The organism is Xanthomonas codiaei (assembly GCF_002939785.1).
GTDB lineage: Bacteria > Pseudomonadota > Gammaproteobacteria > Xanthomonadales > Xanthomonadaceae > Xanthomonas > Xanthomonas codiaei.
Window position 1 is genome coordinate 115996 of sequence record NZ_MDEC01000001.1, and the last position, 11902, is coordinate 127897.

8 protein-coding genes and 1 pseudogene are annotated in these 11902 nt (G+C 67.3%); 6 read left to right on the forward strand and 3 right to left on the reverse strand.

Annotation, left to right across the window (positions count from 1 at the left end):
* Positions 1-47: 47 nt before the first annotated feature.
* Positions 48-2483, reverse strand: coding sequence for a TonB-dependent receptor plug domain-containing protein (locus XcodCFBP4690_RS00470; protein ID WP_104539114.1), 2436 nt, complete (start codon positions 2481-2483; stop codon positions 48-50).
* 210 nt (positions 2484-2693) lie between these two features.
* Between XcodCFBP4690_RS00470 and XcodCFBP4690_RS00475 the strand changes: the two genes are divergently transcribed.
* The 5 genes from XcodCFBP4690_RS00475 to XcodCFBP4690_RS00495 all read left to right on the forward strand — a co-directional run bounded on the left by XcodCFBP4690_RS00475 (position 2694) and on the right by XcodCFBP4690_RS00495 (position 8042).
* Positions 2694-3167, forward strand: coding sequence for a DUF3574 domain-containing protein (locus XcodCFBP4690_RS00475; RefSeq protein WP_167394404.1), 474 nt, complete (start codon positions 2694-2696; stop codon positions 3165-3167).
* Between the two features lie 68 nt (positions 3168-3235).
* Positions 3236-4063 carry an XAC2610-related protein gene (locus XcodCFBP4690_RS00480; RefSeq protein ID WP_104539115.1) on the forward strand — a complete coding sequence of 276 codons (828 nt, stop codon included), beginning with the start codon at positions 3236-3238 and terminating at the stop codon, positions 4061-4063.
* Positions 4064-4198: 135 nt separating this feature from the next.
* Complete coding sequence (locus tag XcodCFBP4690_RS00485; protein WP_104539116.1) at positions 4199-5800, forward strand: hypothetical protein; 1602 nt, start codon at positions 4199-4201, stop codon at positions 5798-5800.
* Entirely contained in the window at positions 5797-6966 is a 1170-nt protein-coding gene (locus tag XcodCFBP4690_RS00490; protein ID WP_104539117.1) for a lysozyme inhibitor LprI family protein, read from the forward strand. Before XcodCFBP4690_RS00485 ends, XcodCFBP4690_RS00490 begins: the two co-directional genes overlap by 4 nt.
* 260 nt (positions 6967-7226) lie before the next feature.
* The gene (locus XcodCFBP4690_RS00495; protein ID WP_104539276.1) at positions 7227-8042 is read left to right on the forward strand and encodes a DUF3014 domain-containing protein; all 816 of its coding nucleotides are present in this window, start codon (positions 7227-7229) and stop codon (positions 8040-8042) included.
* 217 nt (positions 8043-8259) lie between these two features.
* Here XcodCFBP4690_RS00495 and XcodCFBP4690_RS00500 read toward each other — a convergent pair.
* Together XcodCFBP4690_RS00500 and XcodCFBP4690_RS00505 are read right to left on the reverse strand one after the other, a co-directional pair.
* Positions 8260-8968: pseudogene (locus XcodCFBP4690_RS00500) on the reverse strand (glutathione S-transferase).
* A gap of 46 nt (positions 8969-9014) precedes the next feature.
* Complete coding sequence (locus XcodCFBP4690_RS00505; protein ID WP_104539118.1) at positions 9015-9323, reverse strand: GIY-YIG nuclease family protein; 309 nt, start codon at positions 9321-9323, stop codon at positions 9015-9017.
* Between the two features lie 257 nt (positions 9324-9580).
* Here XcodCFBP4690_RS00505 and XcodCFBP4690_RS00510 point away from each other — a divergent pair, with 257 nt between their 5' ends.
* Positions 9581-11836: a TonB-dependent receptor gene (locus XcodCFBP4690_RS00510; RefSeq protein WP_244183544.1), complete on the forward strand. Its 2256-nt coding sequence runs from the start codon at positions 9581-9583 to the stop codon at positions 11834-11836.
* The last annotated feature ends 66 nt before the right edge of the window (positions 11837-11902 follow it).

Below are 11902 nucleotides of genomic sequence, written 5' to 3' on the forward strand. Positions count from 1 at the left end.
AACCCCTCTCCCTGAGGGAGAGGGGCTTTAAACCATTTCGCTCTAGCTCAAAACGTATACCGCACCCGCCCATACCAGTACGCGCCGTTGCTGCCGATCGGCGACAGCACGTCGTACGGCAGGTTGCCGAAGTAGGCGATGTCGTCGATGGAGCGGTCAGAATAATTGTCCAGGATGTTTTGCCCGCCGATGGCCAGCGTCCACTGCGTGCCCAGGTGGTATTCGGCTTCCAGGTCCAGCTGCCATTCGGCGCCGTAGGTCTGGCGCGGTACGAAGCCGCCGCCGAAGTCGAACACGCGGGTGGCGCTGCCGTAGCGGTTCACGCGGGTCTGCAGGTTCCAGCGTTGGTTGCTCCAGTTGGCGGCAAGCGCGGCGCGGGTGCGCGGCGCGGCATCGGTGAGCGTATTGCTTTCTTCCACGCCGAACAGCACATAGTCCGGGTTCAACGCCAGCAGCTGCGCCGGGGTGGCGATGATGTTTTCCAGCTCGGTCTTGGCGTAGCTGTAGGTGCCGGTCAGCAGCAGGTCGCCGCCGAAGGCGTACTGGCGCCAGTTGGCCACCAGCTCGGCGCCGCGCGTGCGGGTGTCGGCGGCGTTGAGGAAGTAGCTGGCGCTCTGCACGCCGGTCACGCCGAAGTTCTGCTGCACGAAGCTGGTCAATGCATCGCCGGTGATGTCTTCGGACAGCGCGATGCGGTCGTCGATGTCGATCTGGAAGAAATCCAGCGACAGGTCGAAGTGGTCGCCCAGCTGGCTGGTGAAGCCCAGGCTGTAATTGAGCGATTTTTCCGGCTTCAGGTCGGTGGCGCCCAGCGCACGGGCGATCGGGTTGTTGACCGACAGCAGGCGGCCCTGGGTCAGCCGGCCGGCGGCGTCGTAGCCGGTGGAGGTGGCTTCGTAACCGATCTGGCTGAGCGAGGGCGCACGCACGTTGTTGGAGATGGCGCCACGCAGCGCGAACGCCGGGGCGAACGCGTAGCGCGCGGCCAGCTTGCCGGTCCACTGGCTGCCGAAGTCCTGGTAATGCTCGTAGCGGCCGGCCAGGTCGGTGGAGAGCTTGTCGCCGAACTGGCTGGAGACATTGGCATAGGCGCTGGCCACGTTGCGCGACAGGTCGGCCTCGTCCTGCGGGGTGAGGCCGCCGCCGGCCTGCGAGCCGGTGGGGCGGTCGGTGAACGGGCCAGCCGCGTAGCTGGCCGGATCGCCGGCGTGGGTGCGGTACTGCTCGCGGCGGAATTCGGCACCGGTGCCGAAGGTGTGGGTGGCGCCGGCCGCATCGAACACGCGGGTCAGGTCGACATTGCCCACGGTCTGCGCGAAGGCGAAATCGCCGGTCTTGAAGCGCGTGGTGCTGGTCGGCCCCAGCGAGGCGTTGAGCGAATTGCGCAGCCGGTAGGTGAAGTCGTTGCGACCGTAGTTGATGCTGGCATCGTAATCCCAGCTACCCCATTGCCCGCGCGCGCCGGCCACCGCCTGCAGATCGCGGTTCTCGCCTTCGGAAATCGGCCGGTAGCCGTTGGGATAGAGCTCGCGCCAGTTGGCGCTGCTGTCCGGGTAACGGAAGTAGTTGGCGCCCTCGGTGTCGCGCTGGTTGTAGGTGGCGAAGGCGTAGAACTCGCCGCTGTCGCTGAAGGGCACCTTGGTGTTGAGCCAGGCGTTCAATCCCTTGGTGGCGCCATCGCCGAGCACGTAATTGCGCCGGCCGGCCAGCGCCAGATTGGCCGGGGTCTGCTCCTCGAACGGCGGAATTTGGTCCAAGCCGGCACGATTGGTGGCCTCGCGATTCTTCAGCTCCAGGCCCACCTTGAAGAAGCCGCCGTCATCGCCCAGCAGCGAGCCAACCTTGGCGCTGGCGTAGCTGGTCTGGCCATCGGTGACGCGGCGGCCGATCGGTTCAACATCGGTGTGGTAGGCGCCGAAGCTGGCTTCCAGTTCGCCGCGCTCGGGGTTGTCGTCCAGGATCAAGTTGATGACGCCGGCGATCGCATCCGAACCGTATTGCGCGCCGGCACCGTCGCGCAGCACTTCGATGCGCTTGATGGCGTTGATCGGGATGGAGTTGAAATCCACCGGCGTGGTGCCCTTGCCGATCTTGCTGTCGGTATTGACCAGCGCCGAGGTGTGGCGGCGCTTGCCGTTGACCAGCACCAGCACCTGGTCGGGCGAGAGCCCGCGTAGCTGGGCGGCGCGGATATGGTCGGCGCCGCCAGAGTTGGACTGGCGCGGGAAGTTGAACGAGGGCAGCAGGGCCTGCAGCGCGCTGCCCAGCTCGCCATTGACCACGCCGGCCTTGCGGATGTCTTCGGCGGTGAGCACGTCCACCGGCACGGTCGATTCCAGCACGGTGCGATCGCTGGCACGGGTGCCGGTGACGATCACGGTGTCCAGGGTGGTGGCGCCGGTATCGGCTTGCTGGGCCTGCGCGCTGGCGCTCAACACCGTGGCCACGGCCAGGCCGATCACCGAAAGGGTGGGGCGGGTCATGCTGTTTCTCCTGCACTGCGACTGCGAGGCGCCACTCGCTCGGCATCCGGCCGGGCTGGGCGCTGGGGGGCGGATTGTCCACATTCATCCGGATGGAGAGATATTATCGCGTTGTTCAGGCCTGTGCGAGATGCCACAGTGCGCGCATGGCGGCATCAGCTGATGCCCGGGCCGCATGAGCCTGCCCCCCAAACTGTTGTGGAGAAGTCGATGAAGTCGTTGCCGTCCTGCCTGTTTGCCGCCGTGCTGGCCCTGAGCGCCTGCGCGACCACGCCCGCCGGCGCCCCGGCCTCGACCACCGCCAGCCTGCAGGGCGATGCGGCGCGGCCGGCCGCGGCGCACGGCTGGGTGCGCAGCGAGCTGTACTTCGGCGTAGGCGAGGAAACCGGCCCGGCCGACCGCCCGCAGACCCGCACCATCGGCGAGGCGCAGTGGCGCGCATTCCTGGACAAGGAAGTGACCCCGCGCTTCCCGGACGGGCTGACCGTGTTCGATGCCTACGGCCAGTGGCTGTTCCGCGGCGCCAAGGAGCCGAACCGGCTGGGCACCAAGGTGCTGGTGATCCTGCACGAGGACACCCCGCAGCGGCGCAACGACATCGAGGCGATCCGGCTGGCCTGGAAACAGGCCACCGGGCACCAGTCGGTGCTGTGGTCGCGGCAGCCGGTGGAGGTGTCGTTCTGAGCCTGTCGATACGTGTGCGAACTTTGCACTGGCTGGATGTGCCGAGGTGTCTTGGCGCTGCGCTGCCCATGACCTTGGGTGCGGCGCTCGGCATGCAGGGGAATGCCGCGGCGGCGGCAGACGGCCCCGTGCACGTGGCGATCGACGCGAACACGCACGCAATCGCCAACCTGGTCGGCGCGCGCCTGCATGTGGTGCTTTCGCCCGGTGGCAGCGAGCAATGGCTGGACGCGGATGTGGACGATGGTGAGGGCGGGGGACGTGTCCGCAGTGACGATTACAACTTCGATGGGCATCGCGATCTGGCGGTGACCGCGATGCTGGGCCAGGTCAATGAAGCGACGCTCGTGTTCCTGTTCGACCCGACGCAACGGCGCTTCCAGCCATTGACCGCGCCTGCGCGCCCGGCAGTGCAATGCGAGGGCTTCTGGAATCTGACCCCGGAGCTGCAACAGCGCAGCCTGAGCAGTTCCTGTCGCAGCGGCCCGATGTGGTACGCCGATGTCTATCGCTACGGCCCCGATGGGCGCTTGTATGTGTACACGACCCAGCAGCGCATCGAGTCGCCCGCCATCCAGGAGCTGCTGGGCCCGGGTAGCGAGGATGGCATGCCGTTCTCCGTGTGGCCGCGCTTCGATGCGCACGGTGCGGTGATCGACACGGCCATCGGGCAGAGCCTGGACGCGCCCAGGCCGGCCACGTTCCAGGTGCAGGTGCCGCGGCTACCGTTGTATGCCACGGCCACGGCGGCCACCACGCGGCGTTATGTAATCGAGGGCGATCGCCTGCAGGCGCTGGACGTGAGCGCGGACCAGTCGCGGGTGCGGGTGCGTTATCGCAGTGCCAGCCACGCGGTGATCGAGGGCTGGATCCGCGCCGACGAGGCGATGCGGTAAGGCAACGCTGGCCGGTCGCTGCGGCAGGCGCCCGGCGCCAGCGTGGCCGCGGCGGCATGCCCCGATTCACCGCGGCGCTGTCGCGGCCGGGAGGCAGCGGCTACCATCGGCCGACCCCCACGCTCCCTGGCTCTCATGTCGGTTCCCTCTTCGCGTCCTGCGGCAGCGCCGCGCTGGTTCGTCGCCGGCGACCTCAATGGCTTCTTCGGCCTGGTGGTCGACAATCTCTCCATCCTGGGCTTCATTGCGATGGCACTGGTGGGCATCTTCCAGTTTCCCGTCGAGGTGGTGTTCGGGCGCATGTTCCCCGGTACCGCGTTCGGGGTGCTGGTGGGCAACCTGCTCTACACCTTGATGGCGCGGCGGCTGGCCGCACGCACAGGGCGCGATGACGTCACCGCCATGCCGCTGGGGCTGGATGCGCCCACCAGCATCGGCATGGCGCTGCTGGTGCTGGGCCCGGCGTTTGCCGGCTTCAAGGCACAGGGGCTGGACCCGCAGGCGGCGGCGATCGCCACCTGGAAGCTCGGCATGGCCGCACTGGTGGTGATGGGCCTGCTCAAGCTGGTGCTCTCGTTCGTGGGCGAGGCGGTGACCCGCGCGCTGCCGCGTGCGGCGCTGCTCGGCTCGATCGCCGGCATCGCGCTGGTGCTGATGGGCCTGTTGCCGTTGCTGGAAACGCTGCGCTCGCCGGTGGCGGGCTTCGTCACGTTGGGCCTGCTGCTGTACGTGCTGCTGGCCAAGGGCCGCTTGCCGACCAAGCTGCCGGGCGTGTTGGTGGCCTTCGTGATCGGCACCGCGCTGTATTACGGGCTTGGCCTGGCCGGGCTGGGCGCGCCGGGCTTCACCGTGCCGGCGTGGACGGCGCCGCAGATCGTCCTGCCGCTGCCGAACCTGGGCTTCATCGATGGATTGCCGGCCACGGTGGCCTATCTGCCGTTGCTGCTGCCGTTCGGCCTGTTGATGGTGGTGGGCGGCATCAACGTCAGCGAAAGCGCGCGCGCGGCCGGCGACGATTACCGCACCCGCGACATCCTGCTGGTGGAAGCCTTCGCCACATTGGTGGCCGGGGTCTGCGGCGGCGTGGCACAGACCACGCCCTACATCGGACAGCCCGCGTACAAGCACATGGGCGCGCGCTCGGGCTACACATTGCTGACGGGGCTGTTCGTCGGCATCGGCGGCATGCTGGGCATCATCAGCGGGCTGGTGCAGTGGCTGCCGCTGGCGGTGCTGGCGCCGATCATCGTCTACGTGTCCATCGACATCACCACCCAGGCGTTCCAGGCAACGCCCCGGCAGCATGCCGGTGCGATGGTGCTGGGGTTCCTGCCATCGGTGGCGTACCTGCTGACCATCAAAGCGCCGGGCTGGATGGCGCAGGATCAACTGGTGGCGCTGACCACGCAGGTGGACGGCCATGGCCTGCCGGAACTGGCGGTGATCTTCGCGCTGGGCAACGGCTTCATCATCACCGCGATGCTGTGGATCGCCACGGTGGCGGCAATGATCGATGGCCGCCTGCGAAGCGGCGCGGTATTCCTGCTGGTCGCCGCCGGGTTGACCCTGTTCGGGCTGATCCACTCGGTGGACCCGCGCGGCGGCATCTATCTGCCCTGGTCGCTGCAGGGGCTGGCGCGGGTGATCAGCTGGCAGTTCGTCGGCGCCTACATCGCGCTGGCAGTGACCTTGTTGCTGCTGTCGCTGCTGCCGGCACGCAAGCAGGCTGTGCAATGACGCGCCAATCATGCGCGCTGCAATGGTTGCTTGGCGCTGCGTTGGCACTGGGTGCCAGCGGCGCGTGGGCAGCGTCGTTCGACTGCAAACGGGCGAGCGCACCGGTGGAAAAACGCCTGTGTGCGGTGCCGGCGCTCGGCCTGCTGGACGAGCAGCTGGACGAGCGTTACCAGGAGCTGGTGCAGACCACGCCGCGCATCGCAGTGGCCGGCGTGCGCGAGCAGCAACGCGCCTGGCTGCGGCAGCGCAATGCCTGTGCGCAGGACGCCAAGTCGGACGCCTGCCTGCAGCGCAGCCTCACCACCAGGACCGATGTGCTGACCAAGGCCCTCGCTGCCCAGCAACAGGCGCTGGGCCGCATCATTGCGCGCATTCCCGCCGAGCCTGCCGACGCGGCGCGCCAACTGCAGGCGTACGACGCTCCACTGGCCTCGGCGTGGCTGGCATATCTGCATCGGTTCGTGCCGGCCGCCGGCGTGGATGCCACGCTGGCGACCGCGCGCTTCGAGAGCGCGCGCAAGGCCTTGCGCAAGGCCGACGATTTTGCCGCTTCGGTTTTGGACGATACCGGGTCAGGCCCTGATGCGCAGGATCCGGAGAAGGTGCTCACGCTGTTGCGCATGTGGATCGAGCGCGATGGCAGTGGCAACCGGCCCTACGTGCATTGCTTCGTCTTCGCGGCGGTGGGTGAGCCGGCGTACGTGGCATTCGGGCCGTTGTACGGCTCCACGCGCGACTCGTTCGCCCCGGTCTGCGAGGCGCCGGGCGGGTTGTTTGCGTTGCCCAGCTGGAAGCAGCTGGACGATGGCTTCGATTCCCTGATCGAAGCCCTGAGCAAGGACGCCGGCACCATCCGCTATGCCAGCTACGCCGAGTGGAGCGTGATTGCGTTGCGCGCATCGGTGTCGCCGCTGCTGTATCTGCAACCGGCCTTGCGCAAGCGCTACGGAGATGACCCGGACAAGGCGATTGCCGCCTGGAGTGGCGAAGACAGCGAGTGGCCGGCCGCAGATCGCAAGGCGGTGCGCGCGCTGTTGCCGAAGGTGCGTGCAGATACCGCCGCCTGGCTGGTGCGCGAGAAGCGCTTGCCGGAAAAACAGGCCCAGCAGGCGGCGGCTGCCATCGTGGCGGCATGGGTGAATGCGCGGCTGAATTTCGCCGGTTGAAGGTACGGCGCATGGCGCGTAGTGCTTCGCAACGTACGCCATTGCTTCGGATTGAGCGGTAGAACGTGTGTTGAAGGCTTGCCCTAGGGCGCGCGCGTTCGGAGGGAGCGCCCCTGCGGAATTGGCGAGACGTTTTCGGCGCTCGTGCGCATCGCGTCGCCATGCACGCGTCGATGAATGCGCTGCGGCGGCAGATCGATGGAACCCTTGCAACATCTGATGGTCATACCCTGGATGTTGTCGATGCAAGGAGTTCCATGATGCAAACCAAGCCGTCGCGCTGGCCGTGGCTATTGGCCGTACCATTGATTGCCGGCGCCGCCTGGTGGTTGTTCAGCGGGCCACGCCAGACATCGGGTGCGCTGCCTGCACCCATCAGCCAGACCGCCAGCGCGGTCGCCGCTGCGGTCACTCCATCGCCTGCCACTCCCGCCGCGCCGCGGCATCCGGTGCAGGCGCCATCGGCCGATGCCGCCGATGCGGCAATTCCCGCACTGGCGCAGAGCGATGACGCCGCATGGCAGGCGCTGCTGGATCTGGTGCCCGACGATGCGGCGCTGTCGCTCGTGTTGCGGCCACACATGATCGAACGTGTGGTGGTGATGATCGACAACCTCACCCAGCCCAGCATCAGCCGCCGCGCCTCGGTGCTGCAGCCGGTCTCGGGCGAACTGCTGGTGACCACCGCTTCCGATCGCATGGTCATCGATCACGCCAATGCCAGCCGCTACACGCCGTACGTCGCCGCATTCGCCGGCGTGGATGCGCAGGCACTGGTGCGCAGCTATGTGCGCTTCTATCCGTTGTTTCAGCAGGCCTACGCCAACCTGGGCGCACCGGACCGTTATTTCAACGACCGCGTGGTCGACGTGATCGACCACCTGTTGCGCACACCGGACCCGGCGCAGCCGGTTGCGGTGGTGCGCGACGAGCGTGGCCGCTATCGCTTCGTGGACCCGGCGCTGGAAGGATTGTCGGTCGGGCAGAAGGCCATCGTACGATTGGGTCCGGAGCAAGCGCGTGCGGTGAAAGCGCAACTGCAGCGCATTCGTGCGGCCTTGTTGCAGACGCGTTGATCCCATGTCCGGGCGTGGACCGGACCTGCGCAACCGTGGTCATGCAGTCGCGTCGGTGGTGGTGCGTGGCATCGGCCGTTGCGTCTGTTGGCACGCACAGCCCGCCGGATCATCCAGGGCCATGCGATTGGCGTGAGCGCCAGTTACTAGGCTTCGCACCGTCAGCCATTCCGGCAGGCGGTGCACCGGCCAACATTGCCGAGTGCAGTTCCAAGACCTACGCAGCATCAAGCTCCGGATAGTGGCGGAAGATGCCGTTGGTGTTGAACGCCACGCGCCGTTCGGAGGCGAGGTAGGCGGCAATGCGTGGGCGCGTTGCTACGCGCTGCTGCACGGTGCGCAGACCCGGGATGTCCTTCGCCAAGGTCGCCATCCGCTGCGGGAACATGTAGTCCAGCCCGCTGAGCAGTTGAAACAGCGACAGATCCACGTACGAGTGCACGCCCAATGCGGATGTCCCGCCGGCCCGCTGTACCACCTGTTCGAAATAGCCGAGGAACTTGGGCAGGCGATTGTCGCGCAGATCCCCGGCACGCTTGGCGGCTTCGGCCTTCTGGTCTTCGTAATACAGGCCGGTGGCGATCGGATGATGGGTGTCGTGTACCTCGGCCACCAGGTCGGCGATGGTCATCTGCAATTGAAGCGCCTGCAGGCGCTGCGCGTCGTCGTCGGGGACCAGCTGCAGCGCCGGACCCAGAAAATGCAGGATCGCTGCCACTTGCGCCACGACGACATCGCCTGCCCGCAGAAAGGGCGGGGCGAACGGCTGCGCGCCCGGCTGCTTGCCTTCCAAGAAGGGGGGGCATGACCTCGTCGCCCTCCACGCGCGCCACGTCGGTATAGGCGGCGCCGGCATCTTCCAAAGCCAGGCGGACGAATTCGCCGCGGCCCTGCAGGCCGGTCCAGTAATAGAGCTGGTAATGCATGCGCTGCTCCGCGGTTGCATGGCATTGCAGCGTAGGAAAGGCGTGGCTAGCCGGGCGTGATCGAGGTGTCAGCAGGCTGTGACCCGGCGATGCCCTGCGGCTGCGTCAACAGCCAATCCAGCTTGCGTGCGCGTGGCTGCCGCTTGAGCGCGCACTCGGCACGCGAGGCGCTGGCACGATCCGGATACCGGTGGCTGGCCAGCAATTGCAACGGCGGATTGGCGCGCGTGTAACGCGCACCGGTGCCACGCACATGCGCCTGGAAGCGCCGCTCCAGGTCGTTGGTGATCCCGGCGTAATAGCTGCCATTGCGACACAGCAGCAGATAGAGATACCAGGGCTTGGGTGCATCCATCGGCGCATTATCGCCGGTCGGTGGCAGACGCGCAGCGATCGCGGCAGTGCTGGCCCGGCGGCACCTGCAATCCACCCCGCACTGCCTGGGGAATAAGCACCCAAACATTGGTTATTTGACGCTCGCAGCGCTGGCAAACAGCATGCCGGAGCGCCATGCATGGTCGAGATGGCTTCGCCGCAGCGGGCCATGCCCGGATGCTGCAGCAGCGTGCGCTCGAGCATCCAACCCCCATCGCCGCAAGACAGAGGACCTACATGCCCGTGCACCACCGGCTCCCTGCAAGGAGCGCTTCTGCATCGAGGTTGTTCGCAAGGCCGCAGTTGCTGGCGTGGAGCCTGGCCCTGGCATGTACACCGGCTCTTGCGGACGACGTGGGCGAAGCCGCTGCCGCGCCGGAGGGTGCAGCACAGACCCTGGGTGCAGTGAAGGTGACCGCCACACGCCGCGAAACCACCTTGCAGCAGGTACCGGTAGCGGTCTCGGTGGTCCAGGGCCAGACCCTGGAGCGCGAGAACCGCAACAGCGTGGCCGACCTGCCGGCCCTGGTGCCCAGCCTGACGTTCCGCACCGGTGCTTCCAACAAGGACACCTCGCTGTTCCTGCGTGGCGTGGGCACCATCTCCACCTCGCCGGGCGTGGAGCCCAGCGTGGCCACGGTGATCGATGGCGTGGTGCTGGGCCGCCCCGGCCAGGCCACCCTGGATCTGCTGGATGTCGAACGCATCGAAGTCCTGCGCGGGCCGCAGGGCACCCTGTTCGGCAAGAACGCATCGGCCGGCGTGCTCAGTATCGTCAGCAAACCGGCGCCGGAGGCATTGGGTGGCTACGTCGATTACGCGCACTTCGGTGGCGGCGGCGAAGACCGCGTCCGCGCCAGCGTCGGCGGCGCGTTGGTGCCGGAGGTACTGAAGGCGAACGTGTCCGCGTTGTGGGCCGACTACGGCGGCAATGTGCGCAACGTGGCCGATGGACAGACCGTCAACGGCTACCGGCGCGCCGGTGCGCGGCTGCGGCTGGATCTGACCCCGACGCCCGACTTCAGCGCCACCCTGCTCGCTGACTATTTGCGCGCGCATGGCGATGCGCCCAGCGGCGTGGTGGTGGCCAGTACGCGCGCCGACTTCGCCGCCGCGCTCGCGCCGGTGCGTGCCGGTGCCGACAACCGGCAGATCAATAGCGATTACCGCACGTTCCTGGACGACACCAACAAGGGCGCCTCGCTGCAGCTGGGCCAGCACATCGGCGAGGTGCTGCTGACCTCGATCAGCGCATGGCGGCAATGGGACAACACCCAGTTCCAGGATGGCGACCGCACCGCCCAGCGCAGCGCCGCGTTTCCGTCCTCGCACGACCGTGGCGACCTGGGCTATACGCAGTATTCGCAGGAGCTGCGTGTGCAGACTCCGCGCGATCGCGCGGTGGAGGCCGTGGCCGGCCTGTACTACCTGCATGCGCGCAACGACGAAACCTATCGCCGCACCGTGACGACGCCGACCGTCAGCAATGTGGGCGTGGCCGATTACGCAACGCGGGCAGCCACCTATGCGGCGTTCGGCGAGGCGACCTGGCATTGGCGGCCGGACCTGCGCGCCTTGCTCGGCGCGCGTGTCACCCGCGATACGCTGGATTACCGCCACCAGCGCGTGTCCAGCTCCGCCACCGCGGTCACCGGCATCCAGCCGGCTACCGCAAGCAGTGGCAGCACCGCCGAAGATGGCGTGTCCGGACGTGCCGGCCTGCAGTACGACATCGATGCGCGCACCACCGGCTATCTCACCTATTCGCGCGGCTACAAGGGCCCGGCCTACAACGTGTTCTTCAACATGCAGCCGCGCGACACGCCGGCGTTGAAGCCGGAAACCTCCAACGCCTGGGAGCTGGGCCTGAAGGCGCGTGCGCTGGACGACCGGCTCAGCGCGAACCTAGCGCTGTTCCATACCGACTACGCCAATTACCAGGCCAATTTCTTCGACACCGTGGCCGGGCAGGTGGTGACGCGGCTGATCAATGCCGGGCAGGTCCGCACGCAGGGTCTGGAGCTGGATCTGGAGTATCGGCCCACCGAGCGGCTCAGTCTGGCCTCGTCGCTGGCCTACACGCAGGCCCGCATCCAGCGCTTCGCCTGCCCGGCAGCGGCGGCGGCCAACTGCAATGTCGATGGCCGGCCGCTGCCGTTCTCGCCGGACTGGAAGGGCAACCTGCGCGCGGCCTACCGCGTGCCGCTGCGCGGCAGCCTGGCGTTGGAGGTGAACGGTGATGTGAGCTGGCAGGACAGTGTGCAGTACGACCTCAGTCAGACCCCCCAGACCATCCAGGGCCCATATGCGATCTGGAACGCCAGTGTCGCGCTGGCCGACGACGCGCATGGCTGGCGGGTGGCGCTGCTGGGCCGCAATCTGGGCGATCGGTCTTATGCGCCGCTATTGGCCAATGCCACCGGCAATGTCTACCGGCTGGTGCCGCGCGATGACCAGCGCTATGTCGGCCTGCAATTGCACAAGGATTTTTGAGGATGCGTTGGATGCAGTGGCAACCAGTGTTCGATCAAAGCAGGCAGTCAACCTGCGGTGAGTGGC

Coding starts and splice junctions, on each gene's coding strand:
- XcodCFBP4690_RS00485 (WP_104539116.1), top strand. CDS start 4,199: ATGTCGGTTCCCTCTTCGCGTCCTGCGGCAGCGCCGCGCTGGTTCGTC.
- XcodCFBP4690_RS00505 (WP_104539118.1), bottom strand. CDS start 9,323: ATGGATGCACCCAAGCCCTGGTATCTCTATCTGCTGCTGTGTCGCAAT.
- XcodCFBP4690_RS00475 (WP_167394404.1), top strand. CDS start 2,694: ATGAAGTCGTTGCCGTCCTGCCTGTTTGCCGCCGTGCTGGCCCTGAGC.
- XcodCFBP4690_RS00480 (WP_104539115.1), top strand. CDS start 3,236: ATGACCTTGGGTGCGGCGCTCGGCATGCAGGGGAATGCCGCGGCGGCG.
- XcodCFBP4690_RS00495 (WP_104539276.1), top strand. CDS start 7,227: ATGCAAACCAAGCCGTCGCGCTGGCCGTGGCTATTGGCCGTACCATTG.
- XcodCFBP4690_RS00510 (WP_244183544.1), top strand. CDS start 9,581: ATGCCCGTGCACCACCGGCTCCCTGCAAGGAGCGCTTCTGCATCGAGG.
- XcodCFBP4690_RS00470 (WP_104539114.1), bottom strand. CDS start 2,483: ATGACCCGCCCCACCCTTTCGGTGATCGGCCTGGCCGTGGCCACGGTG.
- XcodCFBP4690_RS00490 (WP_104539117.1), top strand. CDS start 5,797: ATGACGCGCCAATCATGCGCGCTGCAATGGTTGCTTGGCGCTGCGTTG.